22 protein-coding genes are annotated in these 24,290 nt (G+C 67.6%); 12 read left to right on the top strand and 10 right to left on the bottom strand.

What is annotated here, in order from left to right:
• Window positions 1-13: 13 nt before the first annotated feature.
• Window positions 14-1,930, bottom strand: a complete 1,917-nt coding sequence (locus F579_RS0109310) for an ATP-binding cassette domain-containing protein (RefSeq protein WP_019023463.1) — start codon at window positions 1,928-1,930, stop codon at window positions 14-16.
• Window positions 1,931-2,298: 368 nt separating this feature from the next.
• Complete coding sequence (locus tag F579_RS0109305; protein ID WP_019023464.1) at window positions 2,299-3,147, bottom strand: universal stress protein; 849 nt, start codon at window positions 3,145-3,147, stop codon at window positions 2,299-2,301.
• A 250-nt stretch (window positions 3,148-3,397) separates the two neighbouring features.
• Here F579_RS0109305 and F579_RS0109300 point away from each other — a divergent pair, with 250 nt between their 5' ends.
• From F579_RS0109300 to F579_RS0109270, 7 genes are all read left to right on the top strand, one after another.
• A complete protein-coding gene (locus F579_RS0109300; RefSeq protein WP_019023465.1) occupies window positions 3,398-5,236 on the top strand; it encodes an SLC13 family permease in 1,839 nt (612 codons plus the stop codon).
• A 36-nt stretch (window positions 5,237-5,272) separates the two neighbouring features.
• A complete protein-coding gene (locus F579_RS0109295; protein WP_019023466.1) occupies window positions 5,273-6,163 on the top strand; it encodes a phosphoribulokinase in 891 nt (296 codons plus the stop codon).
• A gap of 108 nt (window positions 6,164-6,271) precedes the next feature.
• A complete protein-coding gene (locus F579_RS0109290; protein WP_019023467.1) occupies window positions 6,272-6,730 on the top strand; it encodes a hypothetical protein in 459 nt (152 codons plus the stop codon).
• 17 nt (window positions 6,731-6,747) lie between these two features.
• The gene (locus F579_RS0109285; protein ID WP_019023468.1) at window positions 6,748-7,875 is read left to right on the top strand and encodes an FIST C-terminal domain-containing protein; all 1,128 of its coding nucleotides are present in this window, start codon (window positions 6,748-6,750) and stop codon (window positions 7,873-7,875) included.
• 25 nt (window positions 7,876-7,900) lie between these two features.
• The gene (locus F579_RS0109280) at window positions 7,901-8,935 is read left to right on the top strand and encodes an NADP(H)-dependent aldo-keto reductase (protein ID WP_019023469.1); all 1,035 of its coding nucleotides are present in this window, start codon (window positions 7,901-7,903) and stop codon (window positions 8,933-8,935) included.
• A 15-nt stretch (window positions 8,936-8,950) separates the two neighbouring features.
• Window positions 8,951-9,733 (top strand): TatD family hydrolase, encoded by a 783-nt coding sequence (locus tag F579_RS0109275; RefSeq protein WP_019023470.1) that lies wholly within the window; start codon window positions 8,951-8,953, stop codon window positions 9,731-9,733.
• Window positions 9,730-10,461: a ThiF family adenylyltransferase gene (locus tag F579_RS0109270; protein WP_019023471.1), complete on the top strand. Its 732-nt coding sequence runs from the start codon at window positions 9,730-9,732 to the stop codon at window positions 10,459-10,461. The genes F579_RS0109275 and F579_RS0109270 overlap by 4 nt, the downstream gene beginning before the upstream one ends.
• A gap of 71 nt (window positions 10,462-10,532) precedes the next feature.
• Here F579_RS0109270 and F579_RS0109265 read toward each other — a convergent pair whose 3' ends face one another.
• From F579_RS0109265 to glyQ, 4 genes are all read right to left on the bottom strand, one after another.
• Complete coding sequence (locus tag F579_RS0109265) at window positions 10,533-11,174, bottom strand: hypothetical protein (protein WP_019023472.1); 642 nt, start codon at window positions 11,172-11,174, stop codon at window positions 10,533-10,535.
• On the bottom strand, window positions 11,164-11,919 hold the full coding sequence (locus F579_RS0109260; protein ID WP_019023473.1) for a 1-acyl-sn-glycerol-3-phosphate acyltransferase: 756 nt from the start codon (window positions 11,917-11,919) through the stop codon (window positions 11,164-11,166). Before F579_RS0109260 ends, F579_RS0109265 begins: the two co-directional genes overlap by 11 nt.
• Before the next feature lie 9 nt (window positions 11,920-11,928).
• Window positions 11,929-14,010 carry a glycine--tRNA ligase subunit beta gene (gene glyS, locus F579_RS0109255; RefSeq protein ID WP_019023474.1) on the bottom strand — a complete coding sequence of 694 codons (2,082 nt, stop codon included), beginning with the start codon at window positions 14,008-14,010 and terminating at the stop codon, window positions 11,929-11,931.
• 61 nt (window positions 14,011-14,071) lie between these two features.
• A complete protein-coding gene (gene glyQ / locus F579_RS0109250) occupies window positions 14,072-15,016 on the bottom strand; it encodes a glycine--tRNA ligase subunit alpha (protein ID WP_019023475.1) in 945 nt (314 codons plus the stop codon).
• A gap of 104 nt (window positions 15,017-15,120) precedes the next feature.
• Here glyQ and F579_RS0109245 point away from each other — a divergent pair, with 104 nt between their 5' ends.
• Window positions 15,121-16,395 (top strand): cation diffusion facilitator family transporter, encoded by a 1,275-nt coding sequence (locus F579_RS0109245; protein WP_019023476.1) that lies wholly within the window; start codon window positions 15,121-15,123, stop codon window positions 16,393-16,395.
• Between the two features lie 196 nt (window positions 16,396-16,591).
• A complete protein-coding gene (gene glnA / locus F579_RS0109240; protein WP_019023477.1) occupies window positions 16,592-18,001 on the top strand; it encodes a glutamate--ammonia ligase in 1,410 nt (469 codons plus the stop codon).
• A 263-nt stretch (window positions 18,002-18,264) separates the two neighbouring features.
• On the opposite strand, the gene F579_RS0109235 is transcribed toward glnA, so the two are convergent.
• Window positions 18,265-19,170 (bottom strand): lysophospholipid acyltransferase family protein, encoded by a 906-nt coding sequence (locus F579_RS0109235; RefSeq protein WP_019023478.1) that lies wholly within the window; start codon window positions 19,168-19,170, stop codon window positions 18,265-18,267.
• Window positions 19,145-19,939: an ATP-binding protein gene (locus F579_RS0109230; RefSeq protein ID WP_026300982.1), complete on the bottom strand. Its 795-nt coding sequence runs from the start codon at window positions 19,937-19,939 to the stop codon at window positions 19,145-19,147. The genes F579_RS0109235 and F579_RS0109230 overlap by 26 nt, the downstream gene beginning before the upstream one ends.
• A 210-nt stretch (window positions 19,940-20,149) precedes the next feature.
• Here F579_RS0109230 and F579_RS0109225 point away from each other — a divergent pair, with 210 nt between their 5' ends.
• The 3 genes from F579_RS0109225 to dtd all read left to right on the top strand — a co-directional run bounded on the left by F579_RS0109225 (window position 20,150) and on the right by dtd (window position 21,939).
• Window positions 20,150-20,440 carry a hypothetical protein gene (locus tag F579_RS0109225; RefSeq protein ID WP_019023480.1) on the top strand — a complete coding sequence of 97 codons (291 nt, stop codon included), beginning with the start codon at window positions 20,150-20,152 and terminating at the stop codon, window positions 20,438-20,440.
• Between the two features lie 72 nt (window positions 20,441-20,512).
• Window positions 20,513-21,499 carry a prolyl aminopeptidase gene (gene pip / locus F579_RS0109220; RefSeq protein WP_019023481.1) on the top strand — a complete coding sequence of 329 codons (987 nt, stop codon included), beginning with the start codon at window positions 20,513-20,515 and terminating at the stop codon, window positions 21,497-21,499.
• A complete protein-coding gene (gene dtd, locus F579_RS0109215) occupies window positions 21,496-21,939 on the top strand; it encodes a D-aminoacyl-tRNA deacylase (RefSeq protein WP_019023482.1) in 444 nt (147 codons plus the stop codon). The genes pip and dtd overlap by 4 nt, the downstream gene beginning before the upstream one ends.
• A gap of 77 nt (window positions 21,940-22,016) precedes the next feature.
• On the opposite strand, the gene F579_RS0109210 is transcribed toward dtd, so the two are convergent.
• Together F579_RS0109210 and glmS are read right to left on the bottom strand one after the other, a co-directional pair.
• The gene (locus F579_RS0109210) at window positions 22,017-22,313 is read right to left on the bottom strand and encodes a hypothetical protein (protein ID WP_019023483.1); all 297 of its coding nucleotides are present in this window, start codon (window positions 22,311-22,313) and stop codon (window positions 22,017-22,019) included.
• Between the two features lie 109 nt (window positions 22,314-22,422).
• The gene (glmS, locus tag F579_RS0109205) at window positions 22,423-24,273 is read right to left on the bottom strand and encodes a glutamine--fructose-6-phosphate transaminase (isomerizing) (RefSeq protein ID WP_019023484.1); all 1,851 of its coding nucleotides are present in this window, start codon (window positions 24,271-24,273) and stop codon (window positions 22,423-22,425) included.
• Window positions 24,274-24,290: the final 17 nt, after the last annotated feature.

Here is a 24,290-nt window from a genome sequence, read left to right as displayed (position 1 = left end):
GACGCGGAAAGAGTCAGGGTGATTCCAGCGCCTCCCAGCGCTCGAAGGCCACCGCCAGATCACGTTCGACCTGTTCGAGCCGGGCCTGCAGCTCGCGCACCCGCTCGCCATCGCGCAGCACCTCCGGGTCCGACAGGGCCTCGGCCAGCGACTGGTGCTCGTTTTCCAGCGCCTCGATCTGGCCTGGCAGGGCCTCCAGCTCGCGAGCCTCCTTGTAGGAGAGTTTGCGGGCACGGGGTGGCGGTGGTTCCGGCGTTGCGGGCGTCGACTCGGAGCGGGCCTCGGGTGCGGCGGGTGCCTCCTGGGCCCCGGTATCCGCTTCGCGCGTGAGCAGGCGCTGCGTGACGCGCGCGGGCAGGTCCGACCAGCCGCCGACGAATTCCTCGACCGTGCCATCGCCGGGCAGCACCAGCGTGCTGGTGGCGACGTTGTCGAGGAAGGCACGATCGTGGCTGACCACGATCACCGTCCCGGTGTACTCGATCAGCAGCTGTTCCAGCAGCTCGAGAGTCTCAACGTCCAGGTCGTTGGTGGGCTCGTCGAGTACCAGCAGATTGACCGGGCGCAGGAACAGCTTGGCCAGCAGCAACCGGTTGCGCTCGCCACCGGACAGGGCCGATACGGGCTGGCGCGCGCGCTCCGGCGGGAACAGGAAGTCCCCGAGATAGCTCAGCACATGCCGGGTCTCGCCATTCACGGTGACGCGGTCGCGGCCCTCGCCGACCGCATCCTGCACGGTGGTCGTCTCGTCGAGACGCGCCCGTGCCTGGTCGAAATAGGCGATCTCGAGCTGGGTACCCAGCTTCACCGTGCCGGCCAGTGGTGTCACCTGGCCCAGCAGACCGCGCAGCAACGTGGTCTTGCCGGCGCCATTCGGGCCAACAATACCCAGGGCATCGCCGCGCTGGAGCAGCAGGTTCACGTCGCGCACGACGGGCGTGTCGTCATAGCCGAAGTCCGCATGCTCCGCCTCGATCACCAGACGGCCGGAACGCTGCTCGGGCGACAGCTGCATGCGCACCTGCCCCCCCAGCTCGCGGCGCTCGGCGCGCTTCTTGCGCAGGGCCTGCAGGGCTCGCACCCGGCCCTCGTTGCGCGTACGCCGGGCCTTGATGCCCTGGCGGATCCAGGTCTCCTCCTGCGCCAGCTTGCGGTCGAACTCGGCGCGCTGACGCGCCTCGACCTCCAGGCGCTCGGCCTGGCGCGTGCGGAAGGCCTCGATCGAGGGTGGGTGTTCGTACACCTGGCCGCGGTCCAGCTCCAGGATGCGGGTGGCCACCTGCTCCATGAACTGGCGATCATGGCTGATGAACACCACCGTGAGCCCGCTCCCGCGCAGGAACTCCTCCAGCCAGCGGATCGCGGCCACGTCCAGGTGGTTGGTCGGCTCGTCCAGCAGCAACAGCTGCGGTTCGCGCACCAGCTCGCGCGCCAGCCAGACGCGGCGCTTGAGCCCGCCGGAGAGCGCGGCGAATCCGGCCTCGGGGTCGAGCTCCAGGCGCGAAAGCGTCGTTTCGACCCGGTTCTGCAGGCTCCAGCCGTCGATCGCCTCCAGCCGGGCCTGGACCGGGCCCATCTTCTCCAGGGCCTCGGCGTCACCACTGGCGGCGGCCTGGCTCAGGTGATGAAAACGCTCCAGTAGTTGCCCGGCCTCGCCCAGCCCCTCGGCGACCACATCAAACACCGTGCCCTCGACCCCGGGCGGCAACTCCTGGGTCAGGTATGCGGTCGTCAGGCCGTCCTGGCGGACCACCTCGCCCGAGTCCGGCTGGATTGCACCCGCGATCACCTTGAGCAAGGTCGACTTGCCCTCGCCGTTACGCCCGGCGACGGCCACGCGTTCGCCGGGCTCCAGACTCAGATTGAGGCCGTCCAGCAGGGGGGCCATACCGTAGGCCAGGTGGATATCGCGCAGGGTCAGCAGAGCCATCGGGATCTAGGGAAACACTGATTCATGTACACGCTCGCGCTCGAGTCGCTTTTGCGTGCGAACAAGGCGCGGTGACCGCCGTGCAGTCATTCTGCACAAGGGAGCCGCAACGCAGTGCGCACGCAAAAGCGGCCGAGCCCCTTCGTTCATTAAGTTGTGGGGTTGGCACCCCAGGTTCCCCGATCCTGCGTTGCGCCGCTTGCGGGTAGAACCACTACCCACTGCACGACGCGCCTTGTCTCGGAAAACCTGGGGTACCAACGCGAGTGTGTACATGAATCAGTGTTTCCCTAGAGGAATCCAGTTGAAGAACCCGGCAAAAGCCGGGCAAAAAGGGTTCAGGGGGAATCGAGAACCAGGGGGTGCAATTAGACTTGGAGGTCCTTGACCACCAGCACCGGGCAGTCGGCGCCGCCGATCACGCGCTCGGATACCGAGCCCATCAGCAGACGCTTGAGGCCGGTGCGCCCGTGGCTGCCCACGACGATCAGGTCACGGTTGTCACGCCGCGCCACGTCAATCAGGGTGACCTCGGCGCGGCCTTCCTCGAAGGTCGCGTCCGCCTGAAGGCCCTGCTCCCGGGCCTCGCCCTGCAGGCGCTGGATCGCATCCACACCCTCCTGGCGGCGTTCGTCACTCTGGCCGGGCACGGCAACCGAGGCGATGGTGATCGGCAACTGGCAATAGCCGGCGAGCTCGATCGCCGCGCGCGCCGCCTGATCGCCCAGTTCGGAGCCATCGGTCCCGACCAGCAGCCCCCGGTGCGGCGCCTGCGCGCCACGCGGAACGACCATGACGTTACACGGCGCCGTGCCCACCACCTTGCGCGTCGCGTCGCCGACCATCAGACGCGCGAGATCGTTGCGGTCGCGGCGTCCGATCACGATCAGACCGGCCTTGTACTCCTCGGCGATCTTGACGATCTCCTGGTGCCGGTCCACCCCGTGGCGCAGGATGGGCAGGGCATCGAGGCCCTGTTCACGCGCCTTTTTCTCGAGCACGTCCAGGTCACCCTGCGCGGTCACGCTCGCATCGTGGCTGCGCCGGGGCGACAGCGCGTCGTGTTGCGTATCGGTCGGAATGATACGGGCGAGGATGAGCCGGGCCCCGCAACGCTGAGCCAGATCCAGGCCAACGGCCTCGGCCGACTCGCTGAACTCGGACCCGTCGGTCGCCAGCACGATGGTCTCGAAACGGCAAAGCGGGGCATCGGACATGAGGCGTCTCCCTGACGGTTTTCGTCCAGCATAACCGACCGGCCGGCGTACGACAGCCAGCGTCTGGCGAAAGGTCCAAACGGCCCGGTTTTTGCGTCCAACCGCCCGGGATGAAATAATCGCGCGCTTCCAAGGGGGAGCACCGGCGACGCCTCCCACGCCACTGGCTACCGGCCAGGGCCACTCGCCAGCCCCCTCAGCCCCGGCCCTGCACCGTCCGGTGCGGGTCTTCAGGACACGAAATCGATACATGGAAAACCTTACGCTGACCACCGAGATGATCGTGGTGCTCGCGCTGCTGGCGTTCACCATCTTCCTGTTTGTGACGGAGGTCATCCGTGTGGACCTGGCTGCCATCTCGGTGATGGTGCTGCTCGGCCTGCTGACCCTGGTGCCCGGGCTCGGGCTGCTGGTCGCGCAGGACGAACTGTTCAGCGGTTTTGCCTCCAATGCGGTGATCGCGATCATCGCGGTGATGATCATCGGCGCCGGTCTCGACAAGACCGGCGTGATGCACAAGGTGGCCGCCTTCATCATGCGCGTGGGCGGCACCACCGAGAAGAGCATCATCCCGACGGTCTCCGGCACCGTCGGCGTCATCTCGAGCTTCATGCAGAACATCGGCGCCGCCGCGCTGTTCATGCCGGTGATGAGCCGGATCTCCAGCCGCCTCGGGATCCCGCTGTCGCGCCTGCTGATGCCAATGGGCTTCGCCGCGATCGTCGGCGGCACCATCACCCTGGTCGGTTCCAGCCCGCTGATCCTGCTGAATGACCTGCTGCCGTCGAACATGGAGCCCTTCCAGCTGTTCGACGTAACCCCGATCGGCCTCGCGCTGCTGGCCACCACCATCGTCTACTTCGTGGTGCTGGGCCGTTTCGTACTGCCGTCGGTCAAGTCCAAGTCCGCGCAGCGCGAGAGCGCACAAGAATATTTCCAGCGCGTGTACGGCCTGTCCTACGAGATCCACGAGGTGTTCGTGCCCGAGAAGGATCCACTGGTGGGCCGCACCGTGGCCGAGATCGAGCGCGAGACCGGGATCGCGATCGTCGGCACCTATGTGCGCGACGAACTGCGCATGGCGCCCTGGACCGGCTACGAGATCCAGGCCAACTCGCACCTGGCCGTGCTCGCCAGTCCCGCGCGCATGGAAAAGCTGTGCGAAGGCACGCGCAAGCGCCCGACCACCCGGCTGGACGTGTTCGCGAACGCGCTGGACACCAGCCGTTCCGGGGTCGCCGAGGTCGCGATCGCCCCCGGCTCCAACCTCGCGGGCAAGACCGTGACCGAACTGGCCATGCGCCAGACCTACGGCCTGTCGGTGATGCGCATCCAGCGGGGCAGCGAAACCTTCGGCGAGGGCCTGCGTGACATCCCGCTCGAGATCGGCGACATCCTGGTCGTGCACTGCACCTGGGAGTCACTGGCGCGCCTGGACAAGGATCGCGATTTTGTCGTGATCACTTCCGACTACCCGCGCGAGGAACTGCGTCCTTCCAAGGTCCCACATGCGCTGTTCTTCCTGGCGCTGACGGTGGGCCTGATCCTGTTCACCGACCTGATGCTGTCGGTAGCGCTGCTGACCGGCGCGCTGGGCATGATCCTGACCGGCGTGATCAGCCTCGACGACGCCTACCGCTCGGTCAGCTGGAAGACGGTGTTCCTGCTGGCCTCGCTGATACCGCTGGGGATGGCGGTGGAGAACACCGGCACCGCCGCCTGGATTGCGCAGAACACGCTGGAGCTGCTGGGGACCGTCCCGCCCTGGGTGCTGCAGGCGACGATCTTCGCGCTGGCCACGTTCTTTACACTGGTCATGTCCAATGTCGGCGCGACCGTGCTGCTGGTCCCGCTGGCGATCAACTTCGCGGTCGCCGCCCAAGCCGCGGGCATGGACGCCGACCCGCGCGTGTTCGCACTGACCGTGGCGATCGCCACCTCGAATTCCTTCCTGATCCCGACCCATCAGGTGAACGCCCTGATCATGGGCCCCGGCGGCTACCGGGTGAAGGACTACATGAAGGCCGGCGGCATCATGACGCTGCTGTTCGGTATCGTGGCCATGTTGATGCTCAATCTCATTTTCTGACAACTTGTCGCAGCTTCGTTTGCAAGGAGAAACCCCATGTCGCAAAAACATCCCGTGATCGCGGTGACCGGCTCCTCGGGGGCCGGCACCTCCACCGTCAAGCGCTCGTTCGAGTCGATCTTCCGTCGCGAACAAATCAACCCGGTCGTCATCGAGGGCGACAGCTTCCATCGCTATGACCGCAAGGCGATGAAGGAGGCCATGAAGAAGGCCGCCGACGAAGGCAATCAGCACTTCTCGCATTTCGGCCCCGAGGCCAACCTGTTCGATCGCATCGAGGATCTGTTCAAGACCTACGGCGAGACCGGCCAGGGCCAGAAGCGCTACTACCTGCACTCCGACGAGGAAGCCGCCGCCCACAACGAGCGTCTCGGCACCAACCTCGGCCCGGGCGAGTTCACCCCCTGGGAAGAGATCCAGCCGGGTACCGACCTGATGTTCTACGAAGGCCTGCACGGCCTGGTCGTGAACGGTGAAGTAAATGCCGCGCAGCACGTGGACCTGGGCATCGGCGTGGTGCCGATCGTGAACCTCGAGTGGATCCAGAAGATCTTCCGCGACAATGCCGAGCGCGGCTACTCCGCCGAGGCGATTGTGGACACGATCCTGCGCCGCATGCCGGACTACGTGAACTACATCACCCCGCAGTTCGGCCACACCGACATCAACTTCCAGCGCGTGCCGACGGTGGACACCTCCAACCCGTTCATCGCCCGCGACATCCCCACCCCGGACGAAAGCATGGTGGTGATCCGCTTCAGGGAGCCGAAGAAATTCGGGGTGGACTTCCCCTACCTGCTGAACATGCTGCCCGACTCCTTCATGTCCCGGCCGAACACCATCGTCGTGCCCGGCGGCAAGATGAGCTTCGCGATGGAGGTCATCCTCGCGCCGATCATCCACGACATGCTGTCGCGTCGCGGCTGAGCACAAGCGTTCCGGAAGTTCCCCTAGCCCCGCTCCGGCGGGGCTTTTTTGTGGTGACAGGCGTTTGGGCTAGCATTCCGACGATCCACCTGGACCCATGGAGTTGCCGTGTTCGGACTGTTCGGGCCACGCCCCGCGCAACAGATGGAACGCTTTCGCAGCCGCTATACCGGCCGTTCGCTGATCGTGCACCAGGGCTTCGAGGGCGACTGGCTGGAGGAGCTGCTGAAGCAGCCTGGCGGCGGCGGGCACTTCCGCATCGACAGCCGCCGCCTGCCGGCGCGGCGTCCAACGCCCATCGAGTGGCTGGTACAGACCCATGTGCTGCCACTGGCGCTGCCCCAGCCGCTGTATCTGGACGTCCGCGAGGACGCGATCCTCGCGCGCCACCTGATGCGGGGTGAACGGGCGGTCCACCCCTCCGAGATCGCCTGGTTCCTGGAGGAACTGGACACCCGCCACCATGCCCGCCTGGAGTTCGCGGAGAACGACCGGATGACGGTCCAGCGCGGCATCCCCGAAACCGACAACGAGGCCCTTAGCATGCTGGAGCAGCTCGGGCTTTGATGGAGTCCTGAACGTTGATGGAACGCTTTGTCAGTACCGCCGCCAGCGGCAAGGACCCGCGCACCCTCGCCACGGAACTGATCCAGGGGCTAGGCCCGTTGCCGCCCCGGGATCCGGAGACCGTGCGCGTGGGCTTTATCTACGTCTCCGACGCGCTGAGCCGCAATGCCCGCCTGGTCATGGACACGCTGCGCAAGGAACTCGGGGTGGACCATTTCGTCGGCGGCATGGGCATGGCCGTGATCGGGCCGGACCAGGAATTCTACGAAGACGTGGCGATTACCCTGATGATCGGCGACTTCCCGGCCGGTTCCGCGCGCGTGATCCAGCGTCCGGTCCACAGCCTGGACGAGCTGAAGCAGGCCCTGGACGGCTTTCTCGACCCCGCCACCCCGGGCCGCCTGCTGCTCAATGCCGATCCGCGCACGGAGGGTGTGGAGGCCGTGCTGACCGAGATCGGCGACCGGACTGCCTGGTTCGCCACCGGCGGCATCCACTCCGGCGAGGAGGGGGCGGTGCAGATCGCCGACGGCGTGGTCGCCTCGGGCATCACCGGACTCGCGCTGCGCGACGATGTCGCGATCGCCGCCCGCCACAGCCAGGGCTGTACCCCGCTGCCCGGCCAGCACGAGCTGACCGAAACCTGGCGCAACATCATCGTGCAGCTGGATGGTCAGCGGGCGCTGCCGGCGTTCAAGGGCATCATCGGCGACGTCCTGTCGCGCGACCTGGAGCGGGCGCTGGGCTACATCCTGGTCGGCTTCCCGATCCCCGGCTCGGACACCGGCGACTACCGGGTCCGCAACATCATCGGCGTGGACCTCGATCAGGAGGTGCTCGCGGTCGGCGAACTGCTGGAGCCCGGGCAGAAGATCCTGTTCGTGCGCCGCGACGGCCAGGCCGCCCGCGAGGACCTCGAGCGCATGCTGGAGCAGATTCGCGCCCAGGCCCCGAACGGGATTCGCGGGGCGATCTATGTCTCCTGCATCGGGCGCGGGCGCCACCAGTTCGGCCAGGAGGGCACGGAACTGGCGATCGTGCAGCAGGGTCTGGGAGATGTGCCCCTGGTCGGCTTTTTCGCCAATGGCGAGATCTTCGCCAACCGCCTGTACGGCTACACCGGGGTCCTCACTCTGTTCACCTGAACCGCCCACGAGGCAAGGGACTGGCATGCAATACCGCAAACTGGGACGTACCGATATCGAGGTCAGCCTGATCGGCCTGGGCACGATGACCTGGGGCGAGCAGAACACCGAGGCCGAGGCCCACGAACAGCTGGACTACGCACTCGACCAGGGCGTGAACCTGATCGATGCCGCCGAGATGTACCCGGTCCCGCCGCGCGCGGAGACCCAGGGCCTGACCGAGACCTATATCGGCAGCTGGCTGGCGAAGCGCGGCAACCGCGACCGCGTGGTGCTGGCCAGCAAGGTCGCCGGCCCCGGCATGATCGACTACCTGCGCGGCGGCCCGCAGCTGAACCGCGAACACATCGAGCAGGCCCTGAACGACAGCCTTCAGCGCCTGCAGACCGACTACCTGGACCTGTACCAGGTCCACTGGCCGGCGCGCGCCACCAACTTCTTCGGCCAGCTCGGCTACGTCCACAAACCGGACGCAAGCGCAACCCCGATCGAGGAGACCGCGGCGGCGCTGAAGGCACTGGTTGAGAGCGGCCGCGTGCGCACCATCGGCATCTCCAACGAGACCCCGTGGGGGTTCATGGAGTGGATCCGCGCCCATGACCGCGGCCTGTCCGAGCGCATCGTCTCCATCCAGAACCCCTACAATCTGCTCAACCGCAGCTTCGAGGCGGGGCTGGCGGAGATGGCCATCCGCGAGGATGCCGGCCTGCTGGCCTATTCGCCGCTGGCCTTCGGCATGCTCTCCGGCAAGTACCTCGACGGGGCGAAGCCCGCGGGGGCGCGCCTGACGCTGTTCGAGCGCTTCCAGCGCTACAGCAACGAATCCGGCCTGGCCGCCACCGCAGAGTACGCGCGTCTGGCGCGCGAACACGGCCTGACCCCGTCGCAGCTGGCGCTGGCCTTCATCAACCAGCAGCCTTTCGTGACCAGCAACCTGATCGGGGCAACCACGATGGAGCAGCTGCGCGAGAACATCGCGACCATCGACATCACCCTGCCCGACGCCGCGCTGGAGGCCATCGAGGCCATCCACGCCCGCTATACCTACCCCTGCCCATAGATCCGGGAGGGCCCGGTGCACCTGATCGACACCCACGTCCATCTCGATCTGGACGCGTTCGATCCGGATCGCCCGGCCGTGCTGGATCGCGCCCAAGCCGCCGGGGTCAAGGAGCTGGTCCTGCCCGGCGTTACGCGGGCACGCTGGCCGGACCTGGAGGCCCTGCACCGCCAGCACGCGGGCCTGCATGTCGCCTACGGCCTGCACCCGATCTTCCTGCAAGCACATGCGGACGCGGACCTCGACGCCCTGGAGGCCTGGCTGGATACGCACCCGGAGACCATCGCGGTCGGCGAGATCGGGCTCGATGGCTACCAGGACGGACTGGACTGGGACCGCCAGTGGCGGTTCTACACGCGGCAACTGGCCATCGCCCGCGAACGCGACCTGCCGGTGATCATCCACAGCCGCCGGGCGCTGGACGCGGTGCTGAAGGGCCTGCGCGAGCACCCTGGCGTGAACGGCATCCTGCATGCCTTTGTCGGCTCGCCGCAGCAGGCCCGGCAGGCGGCCGACCTCGGCTGCTGCCTGGGCATCGGCGGGCCGGTAACCTACGAACGTGCGAAACGACTGCACCGCGTGGTGCGCGAGGCTCCGCTGGAGGCCCTGGTCGTGGAGACCGACGCCCCGGATCAGCCGCTGGCCGGGCACCAGGGCGAGCGCAACGAACCGATGATGACCGCCGAGGTGAACCGCCACCTGGCCCGGCTGCGGGACATCGACCCGGCCGAGATGGCTATAATCACGTCACAAAATGCACGCCGGGTCCTCCGGCTCCCGAGCGACCCGGATTCATGAGCACGCCCCACAATCCCTACAGCGAACGCACGGACCTCCTGCTGGGTCCCGATGTCACCGCCGGCCTGCGCGACCGGCATGTATTCATCGCCGGCCTCGGCGGCGTCGGGAGCTATGCCGCCGAGGCCATCGCCCGCGCCGGGGTGGGGCGCATGACCCTGGTGGATCACGACGTCGTCGCCGCCTCCAACCTGAACCGCCAGCTGGTCGCCCTGCGTTCCACCCTGGACCAGCCCAAGACCGCGGTGATGGAGGCGCGCATCCGCGACATCGACCCGGAGATCGAGCTGAACATCCAGCGCGAGTTCCTACGCCCGGACAGCATCGCCGACCTGGTGCCGGCAGACGCCGACTTCGTCCTCGACGCGATCGACTCCATCGCCTGCAAGGCCGCCCTGGTCGCCGGGGCCCAGCGCCGCGGCCAGGCGGTGATCTCCAGCATGGGGGCCGGCGGGCGCATCGATCCCACGGCCGTGCGGGTCGGCCCGCTGGAGTCCACCCGCGTATGCCCACTGGCGCGGCAGATGCGCAAGAACCTGCGCCGCATGGACGCGCGGCTCGACTACCCCGTGGTGTTCTCGATCGAGCAGCCGCGCAAGGGCACCGAACACCGCCCGGTCGAGGGCGGTCGTCCGCGCTCGGTCAACGGCACGATCTCCTACCTGCCCGCGATCTTCGGCCTGACCGCCGCCGGCCACGTAATCCAGACCCTGATCGCCCGCGCCTGACTCGCCCAGCCCCGTCATTGCGAGGCGCAAAGCGCCGCGGCAATCACCGAGGGGCTCCCCCAGCGGTACTGCTATTCGTCGAACACGGCCTCGATGCGGGCCTGGATGTGCTGGTCGGCGTCCGGGCCGTACTGCGTGCTGGCCGGGTCGAAGCGGTCGCAGAAGGCATAGGCGAACTTCAGGTCCTTCACACCCAGGGCGCCGAACAGGCGCGCCTCGAAGGAGTGATCCTCCGGCGTCTGGATCAGCGTGGGCCAGCCATCCGCCCCCGGTGCCAGCGCGGGCCCGAAGAACACGACCCCCGGCAGGTTCTTCAGCCGCAGGGCACAGGTGCCCTCGGTCACCCCGGCCATCGGCAGGAAATCGATGGTGCGCGACAGGCGCTGCTTACGGTTGAAGGCGATGTCGATCTCGCCACCGCCGGCCCGGATCGCCGGTGCCTCGGCCTCGAACGCCAGGGTCTCGAGGCCGGCCTGACGCCAGGCCTCCAGATCCTGCGCCCCATGGCGGCTGGGCAGGAACAGGTAGGCGGGCTTGGTGATCGCCCGAATCGCCGCCAGCAAGGCTTCGGAGTAGGCCGGGGCGTTGACCAGCACACCCCCCAGCTCGCGGTCGTCGATCAGCCAGACGGCCGGGTCCGAGTCGCCCACGCGGTAGATGCTGCGATCGCGCAACTCGACCAGCGCGGCGCCAATCAGCGGTTCACTGGCCATGCGACTCCTCCGATGACGGTTTGGCGGGACGCGGCTCGATCCCGGCCATGGCGGTCTCGATCCATTCCTCGGCTTCGCTTAGCACCTCGACCGGCTTGCGCCCGGCGGTCTCGATCGGTGGGCCGACCACCACCTCGATGGTGCCGGGGTAGCGCCGGAGGCCCTTTTTCGGCCAGAAACTGCCGCTGTTCAGCGCCACCGGCAGCACCGGATAGCCGGTACGCGCGGCCAGTATCGCGCCGCCCTGGCGGTAACGCCCGTGCTCGCCCGGGGCCACGCGCGTCCCCTCTGGGAAGACGATCACCCAGCGGCCCTGGTCCAGGCGCTGCTGGCCCTCCGCGACCAGGTTCTCCAGGGCCTGGCGCCCGGCCTCGCGGTCGATCGGGACCGGGTCCAGCATGGACAGCGTCCAGCCGAACAGGGGGATGCGCATCAGCTCGCGCTTGAGCACCCAGGTCTGCATCGGAAAGATCGCCACAAAAGCGACCGTCTCCCAGGCGGACTGGTGCTTGGACAGCACCACATGCGGCCGCGAGGGGTCGATGTGCTCGGCGCCGCGCACCCGGTAGTCCACGCCGCAGGTGATGCGCAGCCACCAGACGTTGAAGCGCCCCCACTGGGTCAGGACGCGGTAGCGCGCCGGGCGCGAAAGTGGCCAGATCAGCGGCGGGACCAGCAGGCCGAACACCAGCGTGGAGCCGATGAACCCCACCTGGAACAGCAGGCCACGGATCAGGGGGAGCATGCGGCGGTGCTATCCCGTGGCCAGGCGGCCGATGTCGGCCACGGTCTCGAACGCGCGGCGCAGCTCGCGCAGCAGCGCCAGGCGGTTGCGCCGCTCGGCGGCATCCTCGGCCATCACCATCACCTGGTCGAAAAAGGTATCGACGCGATCCCGCAGGCCCGCCAGCTCGCCCAGGGCGTGCAGGTAATCGCCATCGGCCACCGCCTGCTCGACGCCGGGACGCACCGCCTGCAAGCCCTGGTAGAGCTGGCGTTCCTCGTCCAGCGCCAGGGCCTCGGGATCAAGGTCGGCCTCGGCCTCCTCGCCGGCCTTGCGCAGCAGGTTGTGGATGCGCTTGTTCGCAGCGGCCAGGGCCTCGGCCTCGGGACGCTCGCGGAACAGGCTGACCGCGCGTACACGGCGGACGAAGTCCAGCGGGGTATCGGGCGCGACCGCGGCCACCGCCTCGATGGTCTCGTGTGCCTGACCCTGCTCCAGCAGGTAGCCGCGCAGGCGCTCCAGGATGTATTCGCGGACCGGTTCCACCGCCTGGTCGGCCTCCGGCACCCGTTCGCGGATCGGCTCGGCCGCGGCCTGCAACAGCGGGGTCAGCGCCAGCGGCAGTTCGCGCTCGACCAGGATGCGCACCAGTCCCAGCGCGGCGCGGCGCAGGGCGAACGGGTCTTTGGTGCCCGTGGGCTGCTTGCCGATCGCGAAGATCCCGACCAGCGTGTCCAGTCGGTCCGCCAGCGCCAGGGCCTGGGCCAGCGGGACATCCGGCAGTTCGGAGCCGGACTGACGTGGCCAGTAGTGCTGTTCGATCGCGGCCGCAACCGCTTCGTGCTCGCGGTCGTGCAGGGCGTAGTAGCGGCCCATCGTGCCCTGCAGCTCGGTGAACTCGAACACCATCTGGGTCACCAGATCGCACTTGGCCAGGCGCGCGGCGCGCGCGGCCAGCCCGGCATCCAGACCCATCAGGCCGGCCAGGCACTGCATCAGGGCCTCCAGCCGCACGGACTTGTCGCGCAACGTGCCCAGGCGCTTCTCGAACACCACGGAGTCCAGCGCATCCAGTCGTTCCTCCAGGCGCTTCTTGCGGTCCTGCTGCCAGAAGAACTCGGCATCGGCGAAGCGCGGGCGCAGCACGCGCTCGTTGCCGTCGCGCACCGCGTGCGGGTCGCGCGACTCGATATTGCTGATCACGATGAAGTGCGGTTGCATGCGCCCGGCCTCGTCGACCACCGGAAAGTATTTCTGGTTGTCCTGCATGGTGGAGATCAACGCCTCCTGCGGGACATCCAGGAAACGCGGGTCGAAGCCGCCGGTCAGGGCCACCGGCCACTCCACCAGTGCGGTGACCTCGTCCAGCAGGTCGGCATCCACCAGTGCGCGCCCGCCCAGGGCCTTGGCCTGTTCGTGCACCTGCGCGAGGATGTTCTCGCGCCGCGCCTCGAACGACGGCTCGACAAAGCCGGGGCTGCGCAGCCGCTCGGCGTAGTCGTTCCCGCGCTTCAGTTCCAGCGCGCCGGGCTGGTGGAAGCGGTGGCCATGCGTGGCCCGGCCTGCAGTCTGTTCCAGCACCGTCATCTCCAGAACCTCGGTCCCGTGCAGGACCACCAGCCAGTGCGCGGGGCGCACGAATTCGGTGCGGCTGCTGCCCCAGCGCATGCGCTTGGGCGTGGGCAGGGCTTCGAGCGCGGCCTCCAGCATCTCCGGCAGCAGCTCGCCGAGGGCGCGGCCCGGCTGCATCTGGCGGAACACGAGGTATTCGCCCTTGTCGGTGGTCTCGCGCTCCAGGCGCTCGACCTCCACGCCGCAGGAGCGGGCAAAGCCCAGCACCGCCTTGGTCGGCTCGCCGGCGTCATCGAAGGCGGCGGCCACAGCCGGGCCGCGACGCTCCTGCAACTGGTCCGGCTGCTGCCCCGGAACGTCCGGGAACAGCACCGCCAGCCGGCGCGGGGTGGCGAAGGTCTCGGGCACGCCCGGCTCCAGCCCGGCCTCGCGCAGGCGGGTGGCCAGGCCGTCGGCCAGGGCGTCACGCAGCCGGGACAGGGCGGTGGGGGGCAGCTCCTCGGTGCCCAGTTCGATCAGCAGTTCACGGGCTTCAGCCATGTCGGGTCCAGTTCGGGTCCATCACGACCGCGCGCAAGGGCACGCGGTCCGGAAAATAGGTTCAGGCGGCGTCGGGCTTGTTCGCATCGTCGTCGGCGCACAGCGGGAAGCCCAGGGCCTCGCGCGACTCGTAGTACTTCTGGGCGACGTTTCGCGACAGCTCGCGTACGCGCAGGATGTAGCGCTGGCGCTCGGTGACCGAGATCGCGCCGCGGGCATCCAGCAGGTTGAAGCTGTGCGAGGCGCGCAGCATCTGTTCGTAGGCCGGCAGCGGCAGGCCCAGCTCGATCATGCGGTCGCTCTCGTTCGCATGCTGGTCGAAGGCGGCGAACAGGGCGTCGCGGTCGGCATGCTCGAAGTTGTAGGTGGACTGCTCCACCTCGTTCTGGTGGTAGACGTCGCCGTAGGTCACCGGGCGGCCGTCGGGACCAACGGTCCACACCAGGTCGAACACGCTCTCCACGCCCTGCAGGTACATCGCCAGGCGCTCCAGGCCGTAGGTGATCTCGCCGGACACCGGGTGGCAGTCCAGCCCGCCGACCTGCTGGAAGTAGGTGAACTGGGTGACCTCCATGCCGTTCAGCCAGACCTCCCAGCCGAGGCCCCAGGCGCCGAGGGTCGGGGATTCCCAGTTGTCCTCGACGAAGCGCACATCGTGGGTGAGCGTGTCGAAGCCCAGCGCCTCCAGGGAGCCGAGGTAGAGCTCCTGGATGTCCGGCGGCGACGGCTTCAGCAGCACCTGGAACTGGTAGTAGTGCTGCAGGCGGTTGGGGTTGTCGCCATAGCGCCCGTCGGTGGGACGGCGGCTGGGCTGCACGTAGGCCGCGCGCCACGGCTCCGGCCCGATGGAGCGCAGGAAGGTCGCCGGATGGAAGGTGCCGGCCCCCATTTCCATGTCGTAGGGCTGCAGGACCACGCAGCCGTGGTCGTTCCAGTAGTCCTGCAAGCGACGGATCAGGTCCTGGAAGGTGGGGCTGCTGCTGGACGGGGTGCGTTCGTGCGCCATGCGGAATCCCGGGTCAGGGCAAAGCGAACAGTATATCGGCCGGGCTCCGGCCGCGGCCACCGCCAGCGAGTGTGTACGTTGATCCGTGTTTCCCTGGGTGTTGCGTGCCACGGGCGCGCGGCCATACTGAGGGTCTGCCCCTGTCCGGGAGAGACGCCCTGAGCGACCCCCGCGCCAACCCCGAGTCCACGATCTCGCCCGAAAACGGCCGGCGCTACCGCGCCACGCGCCGGGTAACGGTCGTGGGTGCGGTGGTGAATGCCTTTCTCGCCCTGGCGCAACTGCTGAGCGGATGGCTGCTGAACTCGCAGGCTCTGATCGCCGACGGCGTGCACACCCTGTCCGACCTGATCACCGATGGTGTGGTGCTGTTCGCAGCGCGCAAAGCCGCCGCCTCGCCCGACCACGACCACCCGTACGGACACGGGCGCATCGAGACCCTGGCTACCGTGGTCGTTGGCGTGTTCCTGGCGCTGGCCGGGCTCGGGATCGCCTGGGCCGCCGGACAGCGGCTGGTGGATACCGACTCCGCGACCGCAGGACCGGCGCCGGCCGCGCTCGCCTTTGCGGTGCTGACGCTGGTGGCCAAGGAAGGGCTTTATCAGTACACCCATCGGGTCGCGAAACGGATCGGCTCGCGTATGCTGGATGCGAATGCCTGGCACCACCGCACGGATGCGATCTCCTCGCTGTTCGTGCTGGTCGGAGTCGGGGCGGCGGTTGCGGGCTTCCCATGGGCGGATGCCCTGGCGGCGCTGATCGTTGCCCTGTTCATCCTGCATATCGCCGGGCGCCTGATCGTGCGCAGCGCCGCCGAACTGATTGACACGGCACTGGATCCGGAGGATGTCGCGCACATCCACCGCACGATCATGGAAGTGCCCGGGGTAAAGGACGCGCACATGCTGCGTACGCGGCGGCACGGCAACGACGTGGTCGCCGATGTGCATATCCAGGTGGCCCCGATGATTTCGGTGTCCGAGGGACACCGGATTGCCGATGCGGTGTACTGGGCCGTCACCCAGCGCCATGAGCGGCTGCGAGATTTTACGGTTCATGTGGATCCGGAAAACGATGAAGATCAGGCCCGAAGCTCGAACCTGCCCCTGCGCCCGGAGGTCGCCGAGGCGGTGCGCGAGGCCTGGGCGGACACCCCGGAACTGGATCGCCTGGAGCAGCTCTCCATGCACTATCTGAACGGGCGCATCCACCTGACCCTGACGCTGCGCCTTGACGGGGCATGCACGCCCGAGGACCTGAACGCGCGGGGCGAGGGCCTGTCACAGTCGCTGCAGGGCCATCCGCGACTGAAGGACCGGCTGGGTGAGGTGAAGATCCTCTATCGCCCATGCACCACTGGCGTGCAACAAAAGAGTTGATGCACTACTGTGGTGCCGATGGCGCACTGATATTGTGCAGACCGCCGCGTGGTACTGACCTGATGAGTCCTGAACGACCGTCACAGGGCCAATCGAACGAGCTGGCATGATGCCTGCATAGAACCGACTCAACGCCGGCCGGGCTCGAATCGGCGCGGCGATCCCAAAGACCAAGAGCAAACCTAAGGAGACTCCCATGTCCGCAGCCGACGTGCTGAAGCAGATCCAGGAAAAGGAAGTCCGTTTTGTCGACTTCCGCTTCACCGACTCCAAGGGCAAGGAACAGCATGTAACCGTTCCGGCCCATGACCTCGACGAAGAGTCTTTCGAGGAAGGCAAGATGTTCGACGGGTCGTCGATCTCCGGCTGGAAGGGCATCAACGAGTCCGACATGATCCTGATGCCGGACGCGGAATCCGCGGTCATCGATCCGTTCTTCGAAGACATGACCATGAACATCCGCTGCGATGTGGTCGAGCCGGCCACCATGCAGGGCTACGACCGCTGCCCGCGCTCCCTGGCGCGTCGTGCCGAGGCCTATCTGCAGAGCACCGGCATCGCCGACACCGCGCTGTTCGGGCCGGAAAACGAATTCTTCGTGTTCGACGACGTGAAATGGGGCTCGGACCTCTCCGGCTCCTACTGCCGCGTGGACTCCTCCGAGGCCTCCTGGAATTCCGAGCGCGTCTACGAAGACGGCAACATCGGGCACCGCCCGGGCGTGAAGGGTGGCTACTTCCCGGTGCCGCCGGTCGACAGCCTGCACGACATCCGCTCGACCATGTGCGAAGTGATGACCGAGATGGGCCTGACCACCGAGGTGCACCACCACGAGGTGGCCACCGCCGGCCAGTGCGAGATCGGTGTCGGCCCCGCGACGCTGACCCAGAAGGCTGACGAGGTGCAGATCCTGAAGTATGTGGTGCAGAACGTGGCCCACATGCACGGCAAGACCGCGACCTTCATGCCCAAGCCGATCGTCGGCGACAACGGCTCCGGCATGCACGTGCACCAGTCGCTGTCCAAGGACGGCAAGAACCTGTTCTCCGGTGACCTGTACGGCGGCCTGTCCGAGACCGCGCTGTACTACATCGGCGGTATCATCAAGCACGCCCGCTCGCTGAACGCCTTCACCAACCCGTCCACCAACAGCTACAAGCGTCTGGTGCCGGGCTTCGAGGCGCCGGTCATGCTGGCCTACTCCGCGCGCAACCGCTCCGCGTCGCTGCGCATCCCGTTCGTGATGAGCCCGAAGGCCCGCCGCATCGAGCTGCGCTTCCCGGACTCCACCGCCAACCCGTATCTGGCGTTTGCCGCGATGCTGATGGCCGGCCTGGACGGTATCCAGAACAAGATCCACCCGGGCGATGCGATGGACAAGAACCTCTACGACCTGCCGCCGGAAGAGGAAAAGGGCATCCCGCAGGTCTGCCATTCGCTGGACCAGGCGCTGGAAGCCCTGAACCAGGACCGCGAATACCTGACCCAGGGTGGCGTGTTCACCGACGACATGATCGATGCCTACATCGACCTGAAGATGGAAGAAGTCACGCGCATGCGCATGACCACCCATCCGGTCGAGTTCGACATGTACTACAGCCTCTAAGGCACCCGCTTCCGGCCCCTAGGGGCCAGAGGCACCGGCCGCCGCGACCTCCGGGTCCGGCGGCTTTTTTGTGCTCGGAACCCGACCGGTTGTCAGCGACCGGGAAACGCTGATTTATCGGCGTTTCCCGGCGGCACAGGGACGTGCCGCCGGAACCGACCACCGTAGTGGTTGGTTCCGAAGCAAGCTGCAAACCCCTTTGCCCGTGCAAAGACATACAGAACGTTGCAGCGCCGCGTGCGGCTCCGAAAGCCAAGATGGCTTTATTCAGCGCTTCTATAAGGGCTGGGCTGGCCCTCGGGGGCTGGATGGAAGCGCTTGTAGGCCCAGTTGTACTGCTCCGGGCAGCGCCGAACCAGGGTCTCCACATGGGCATTGATCGCGGTGGCAGCGCGGGCGAAGTCTCGGTCGGCAACCTCCGGCCCGGCCTCGATCTCGTGATAGCGAAACCCGCGCCCCTTCGGCAGGCGCTCGGCGAACAGGAACACCACATGATCCTCGCGCCCGCGCAGCAGGCGCGGCAGCAGGGTCATGGTCAGCGCCGGGTGGCCGAAGAACGGCGCATGCGTACCGGAGGCGCCCTTCGGGCTTTGATCCGGCAGGATGCCGATGATCTCGCCGCGATCGCGTGCCTGCTGCAGCACGCGCAGCCCGGAGCGGTCGGCCGGGGCCAGGGTCGCGCCGGTCGAGGCGCGGGCCTCGCGCACCCAGCGGTCGATCTCGGGGGTCTTGAACGGGCTGTACAGGGTGGCCATCGGCCCGTGGCAGGCGGCCTGCAGCCCGGCGAACTCCCAGGAACCCAGATGCGGGGCGCAGAGGAACAGCGCCCGCCCGCCCTCGCGTTCACGCAGGCGGGCGTAGCAGGGCGGATCGACCGCCAGTCGTGCGAGGGTCTGCGGTGAGGCCTGCCAGAGCCAGGGGGACTCGGTCAGCGCCCGACCCATCGCCATCAGCGATCGACGCCCGACCCGGCGGCGCCAGGCGGCGTCCTTGTCCGGGAAACAGAGTTCGAGGTTGCGGCGGGTGATGCGGGCGGAGCGCGTCGGCCAGTACCAGGCCAGCGCGCCAAGTAACCCGCCCAGCGCATGATTAACGCGCAGCGGGAGGCGGGCGAGCAGGCGCAGACCGCCGGCGATCAGCCGGTCACGCAGATGCCGGCGTTCGGCCATGATCGCGGGATTCGGGTGGGTCGGCCGGGATCCGCGGCGGGATCCCGCCCTCGGTCATCAACGGCTTCAGGGTCGTTCGCAGGTTGCGGAACAGCCGCGGGTGCTGTGCCTCCTCCTGTGCGAGCAACTTCTTCATGTGTTCGCGCTGGGTGGGCATCGCGAAGCAGGCCGGGCAGTTGTCCAGGATTACCGGCAGCCCGGCGGCCTCGGCAAAATCCCGCGTCTGGCGTTCGCGCACGTACACCAGCGGGCGGATCACTCGCAGGTCGCCGGCGTCGATCGCGTAGTGGGCCTTCATTGTGCGCAGCTGGCCACCGTGGAAGGCGCTCATCATGAAGCTCTCGGCCAGGTCATCCAGGTGCTGGCCAAGGGCCAGCACGTTGTAGCCGTGTTCGCGCGCGGTGCGATACATCAGGCCGCGTTTCATGCGCGAGCAGAAGGAGCAGAACGAGTCGTTGTCCATGTGCTCGCCGGCCAGCTCCGCGATCGGCTCGGAGACGAAGTGGTACGGGATGCCATACCGGCCGAGATAGTCCATCAGGCGCTGCGGTTCGAAGCCCTCGATCTCCGGGTTGATCGTGACCGCGCCGACCTCGAAACGCACCGGCGCCCGTCGCGTCAGGCCATGCAGCAGCCACAGCAGCGTCAGCGAATCCTTGCCGCCAGACAGCCCGACCAGGATGCGATCACCCTCGCGGATCATGTCGAAGTCCGCGATGGCGCGGCCGGCCAGGCGGCGGATGGAGGCGGGGACGGTGGGCGTTTCCATGGCCCGCAACATAGGGCGGCGAGGCCTGCTTCGCAAGCGCCGCCATACCCGCCGCGGTTGCCGGATGGTGCCCATTGTCGGTGCAGGCACACACCGTTATGCACCCGGTAGAAGCAATAAACGCCGGCGCCCGCCAGCGAATGCGGGCTAGCCGCATGGCACCGCGCTTGCATACGGGTTGGACAGGCGCTTCAACGGTGGGGGACCGATATGCACGACCGCAAGAGCTTAAGCCTGGCCGCCGAGCTGCGCCGAAACCTGCGCGCGGAGTTCCCGGCGGTGGCGCGGCTGTCGGTCACCAACCCCGACTTCATGGAGGCAATCCTGGACTACGCCTCACGGTCGCAGTCGAGCGCCGCCCAGGCCGCCGCGCTTTCGCTGCGCAGCGAATTGCAGCGTTCGGGGCACCTGGCACCGCCGGAAACTGCGCCGGACTCGTCGGATCGCCACGTGGAGCCGCAACGGCGCCGGGTCTATCGGGGGCAGATCATCGACGAATAGACGGACTGCGGACTTTCCCTGCGCGAACGTTTTGGCGACACTCGGGGCCCGCAATCTAGGAAACACTGATCAATGGACACCCTGTACCCGGAGATCGAACCGCACAGCACAGGAAGGCTCGCGGTCGGTGACGGCCACGAACTCTATTTTGAAGAATGTGGCACACCCGACGGGATCCCGGTCGTATTCCTGCACGGCGGGCCGGGCTCGGGCTGCGAGCCGTGGCATCGGCGCTTCTACAACCCGCAGCGTTACCGCATCGTGCTGTTCGACCAGCGCGGCTGTGGACGTTCGACGCCGCACGCGAGCCTGGAGGCCAACACCACCTGGCATGCAGTGGCTGATATCGAGCGGCTGCGCGAACACCTGGGGATCGAGCGCTGGGCCGTGTTCGGTGGCTCTTGGGGCTCCACACTGGGGCTGGCCTACGCGCAGACCCATCCCGGTCGCGTGCTGGGACTGATCCTGCGCGGGGTGTTCCTGTGCCGGCCGCGGGATATCCAGTGGTTCTACCAGTCGGGGGCCGACCGCCTGTTTCCCGAGGCGTGGGCCCACTACCTGAAGCCCATCCCGCCGGACGAACGCAACGACCTGGTCGGGGCCTACTACCGTCGGCTGACCGATCCGGATCCGGCGATCCGGCACACAGCGGCGCGCGCCTGGTCGGGCTGGGAAGGACACACCTCCTGCCTGATCCCGAATGATGACGTAATCGCTCATTTCGACGATCCGGATGTCGCCGTGAGCCTGGCACGGCTGGAGTGCCACTACTTCATGCACGACACCTTCCTGGAACCGGACCAGCTGCTGCGCGACGCCCCACGCCTGCGCGACATACCGGGCTGGATCGTACACGGGCGCTACGACGTGGTGTGCCCGGTGGAGCAGGCGGTGGAGCTGCATCGGGCCTGGCCGCAGGCGCGCATGGCGATCGTCGCCGACGCCGGGCACTCGGCTGCCGAGCCAGGCATCGTGCGCAAGCTGGTCGCGGCGACCGATACCCTGGCCGATGATCTCGACGGGCAGGTCGCGGGCGGGACCGGGGCTGCCTCGGCGTGATCGCCCTGATCCAGCGCGTGACCGAGGCCGCGGTCGACGTCGGCGGCGAGCGCGTCGGTGCCACCGGTCCGGGGCTGCTGACGCTGGTCGCAGTGGAGCCAGAGGACAGCGAGTCGGCCGCCAGGCGGCTGCTGGAGCGCGTGCTCGGCTACCGCGTGTTCGCGGATGCCGAAGGGCGCATGAACCTGAGCCTTCGGGATACCGGCGGTGGGCTTTTGCTGGTGCCGCAATTCACGCTGGCCGCCGATACGCGCAAGGGTATGCGGCCGAGCTTTACCAGTGCCGCGAACCCAGAGCATGGCCAGGCGCTGTTCGAATATCTGGTGCACCAGGCGCAGGCCTCACACCCGCAGGTCGCCAGCGGGCGCTTTGGCGCGGACATGCAGGTCAGCCTGGTGAACGACGGCCCGGTGACCTTCTGGCTGGAGACGCGCGCCTGAGAAGCGCTGACCGACGCCCCAAAACAAAAGACCCGGCGCAAAGGCCGGGTCTTCGACATCACCAGTCAGAGACCGGATCAGGCGGCGCGACGCAGGAACGGACGCTGGCCGGACTGCACGGCACGACGGATGAAGTCGGCGCGGCCGGCATCGCGACCATTCAGGTTGTCGGCGCACTGGGAGGGCTCGTAGGCAGCCGCGGACAGCATAACCTCGAGCTCGCAGAGGTCGACCTTGGGCTCGGTCAGCTCTTCGGGGGTCACGTTCAGCTTGCGGCCGACGTTCCAGAACATGCGCGGGTTCCAGAGCTTGGTCTGGATGCGCGGGGACTGAAACAGGTTGACGCAGCGGTTGTTGAGCTCTTGCTGATCCATGGGCTACTCCTGATCGTACGGTTATTCGAGCGCGCCCGAATCTAGCCGACCCGTCCGGCGAATACAAGCGTTTCCTGATAGAAACTCCGGGAGTGCCGCGTACAAGGGCCTATTCTACCGTCACCGATTTCGCGAGATTGCGCGGCTGATCGACGTCCGTGCCCTTGAGCACGGCCGTATGGTAGGCCAGCAACTGCAACGGCACGGTCAGCAGGATTGGCGCCAGCCAGGGGCTCAGCGGCTCGCTCTGTGGCAGGCCGATCCAGATGTCCTCCGGGGCCAGCGTACGCGCCGCACTGGACTCGCCGATCACGATCAGCTGCCCGCCCCGGGCGCGCACTTCCTGCAGGTTGCTGGAGAGCTTCTCCAGCTGCGCGTCGTCGGGGGCCACAGCAACCACCGGCATCTCGGTGTCCACGAGCGCGAGCGGGCCGTGCTTCAGCTCGCCCGAGGGATACGCCTCGGCATGGATGTAGGAGATCTCCTTCAGCTTGAGCGCGCCCTCCAGGGCGATCGGGAAATGGGCCCCGCGCCCGAGGAACAGGGCGTGGTGCCGCTCCATCAGATCCTCGGCGACGCGCGCAATCGGGTTGTCCAGGGCCAGGATGCGCGCCACCTGATCAGGGAGGCTGCGCAGGGCCGTCACCGCAGCGGCGCGCTCCTCGGCGGTCATACGGGCGGCCGTAGCGGTCTGGCCCAGCAGGAGTACGAGGGTGGCGAGGGCGGCCAGCTGGGTCGTGAATGCCTTGGTCGAGGCGACACCGATCTCGGGTCCGGCATGGGTCATCAGCACCAGATCCGCAGCACGGGCCATGGTGCTCTCGGGGACATTGCAGATGGCCAGACGGGCCAGGAACGGCTCGTCCTGGGACTGGCGCAGCACGGCGAGGGTATCGGCGGTCTCCCCCGACTGGGAGATCACGACCAGCAGCGTGGCCGGGGCCAGGACGTGGCGGCGGTAGCGGTATTCACTGGCCACATCGACGCGAGCGGGCAGGCCCAGGTGCTCCTCGATCCAGTGGGCTGCGACCATGCCGGCATGATAGCTGGTGCCGCAGGCCACGATCTGCACGGCGCTGACATCCGCCAGACGCTCGCTGGTACCGGGCCCGAGGATGTTCTCCAGCACGGCATCCTCACCCAGACGACCGGACAGTGTCTCCTCCAGCGCGTGCGGCTGTTCGTAGATCTCCTTGAGCATGAAGTGGCGGTACTCGCCCCGATCGGCAACGCTTGCCTGACAGCGGGTCTCGCGGATGCCGCGCTCGACCGGCTGGCCGTGCAGGTCCTGGATCTCAGTGCCCTTGCGCGTCAGGCGGGCGATATCCCCGTCCTCGAGGTCGACGAATCGCTGGGTCACCGGCAGCAGGGCCTGGATATCCGAGGCGGCAAAGAACTCGCCGATCCCCAGGCCCAGGATCAGCGGGCTGCCGGAGCGCGCGACGATCAGCTCGTCGGGATAGTCGGCAAACACCGCGGCGATGGCATAGGCGCCTTCGAGCTCGGCACAGGCGCGGCGCATGGCCTCGAGGGGCGAGGCCCCGTCGACCAGGGCCTGTTCGATACGGTGGGCGATGACCTCGCTGTCGGTTGCCGATACGCAAGGCCAGCCAGCGGCGGCCAGGTCGTCTCGCAGACGGGCGTGGTTTTCGATAATGCCGTTATGGACGATGGCGACCCGGCCGTCACGGGAACGGTGGGGGTGGGCATTCACCTCGGTGGGCGGCCCGTGCGTGGCCCAGCGCGTATGGGCGATGCCCACCGGCCCTTGCAGTCCGGCCGCGTCGATCTGTTCTTCCAGGGTGGCCACCTTGCCAACCGCACGGACATCCCGCAGCGCGCGGTCCTCGATGACGGCTATACCGGCGGAGTCATACCCACGGTATTCCAGTCGATGCAGACCCTCGACGAAGATCGGGACCAGGTTGCGCTCACCAATACCTGCCAGCAGACCGCACATGCAAACTCCTTATGTCG

It is taken from the genome of Thioalkalivibrio sp. ALJ21 (assembly GCF_000378605.1).
In the GTDB taxonomy this organism is placed as follows: domain Bacteria; phylum Pseudomonadota; class Gammaproteobacteria; order Ectothiorhodospirales; family Ectothiorhodospiraceae; genus Thioalkalivibrio.
The sequence above is the reverse complement of the archived record's forward strand: the minus strand, read 5'-3'. Positions and strand labels throughout refer to the sequence as shown.

What these genes read in the sequence shown, in the direction of transcription:
- F579_RS0109310 (WP_019023463.1), bottom strand. Translation starts at nt 1,930, where the DNA reads ATGGCTCTGCTGACCCTGCGCGATATCCACCTGGCCTACGGTATGGCC.
- F579_RS0109305 (WP_019023464.1), bottom strand. Translation starts at nt 3,147, where the DNA reads ATGTCCGATGCCCCGCTTTGCCGTTTCGAGACCATCGTGCTGGCGACC.
- F579_RS0109300 (WP_019023465.1), top strand. Translation starts at nt 3,398, where the DNA reads ATGGAAAACCTTACGCTGACCACCGAGATGATCGTGGTGCTCGCGCTG.
- F579_RS0109295 (WP_019023466.1), top strand. Translation starts at nt 5,273, where the DNA reads ATGTCGCAAAAACATCCCGTGATCGCGGTGACCGGCTCCTCGGGGGCC.
- F579_RS0109285 (WP_019023468.1), top strand. Translation starts at nt 6,748, where the DNA reads ATGGAACGCTTTGTCAGTACCGCCGCCAGCGGCAAGGACCCGCGCACC.
- F579_RS0109280 (WP_019023469.1), top strand. Translation starts at nt 7,901, where the DNA reads ATGCAATACCGCAAACTGGGACGTACCGATATCGAGGTCAGCCTGATC.
- F579_RS0109270 (WP_019023471.1), top strand. Translation starts at nt 9,730, where the DNA reads ATGAGCACGCCCCACAATCCCTACAGCGAACGCACGGACCTCCTGCTG.
- F579_RS0109265 (WP_019023472.1), bottom strand. Translation starts at nt 11,174, where the DNA reads ATGGCCAGTGAACCGCTGATTGGCGCCGCGCTGGTCGAGTTGCGCGAT.
- F579_RS0109260 (WP_019023473.1), bottom strand. Translation starts at nt 11,919, where the DNA reads ATGCTCCCCCTGATCCGTGGCCTGCTGTTCCAGGTGGGGTTCATCGGC.
- glyS (WP_019023474.1), bottom strand. Translation starts at nt 14,010, where the DNA reads ATGGCTGAAGCCCGTGAACTGCTGATCGAACTGGGCACCGAGGAGCTG.
- glyQ (WP_019023475.1), bottom strand. Translation starts at nt 15,016, where the DNA reads ATGGCGCACGAACGCACCCCGTCCAGCAGCAGCCCCACCTTCCAGGAC.
- glnA (WP_019023477.1), top strand. Translation starts at nt 16,592, where the DNA reads ATGTCCGCAGCCGACGTGCTGAAGCAGATCCAGGAAAAGGAAGTCCGT.
- F579_RS0109235 (WP_019023478.1), bottom strand. Translation starts at nt 19,170, where the DNA reads ATGGCCGAACGCCGGCATCTGCGTGACCGGCTGATCGCCGGCGGTCTG.
- F579_RS0109230 (WP_026300982.1), bottom strand. Translation starts at nt 19,939, where the DNA reads ATGGAAACGCCCACCGTCCCCGCCTCCATCCGCCGCCTGGCCGGCCGC.
- F579_RS0109225 (WP_019023480.1), top strand. Translation starts at nt 20,150, where the DNA reads ATGCACGACCGCAAGAGCTTAAGCCTGGCCGCCGAGCTGCGCCGAAAC.
- pip (WP_019023481.1), top strand. Translation starts at nt 20,513, where the DNA reads ATGGACACCCTGTACCCGGAGATCGAACCGCACAGCACAGGAAGGCTC.
- F579_RS0109210 (WP_019023483.1), bottom strand. Translation starts at nt 22,313, where the DNA reads ATGGATCAGCAAGAGCTCAACAACCGCTGCGTCAACCTGTTTCAGTCC.
- glmS (WP_019023484.1), bottom strand. Translation starts at nt 24,273, where the DNA reads ATGTGCGGTCTGCTGGCAGGTATTGGTGAGCGCAACCTGGTCCCGATC.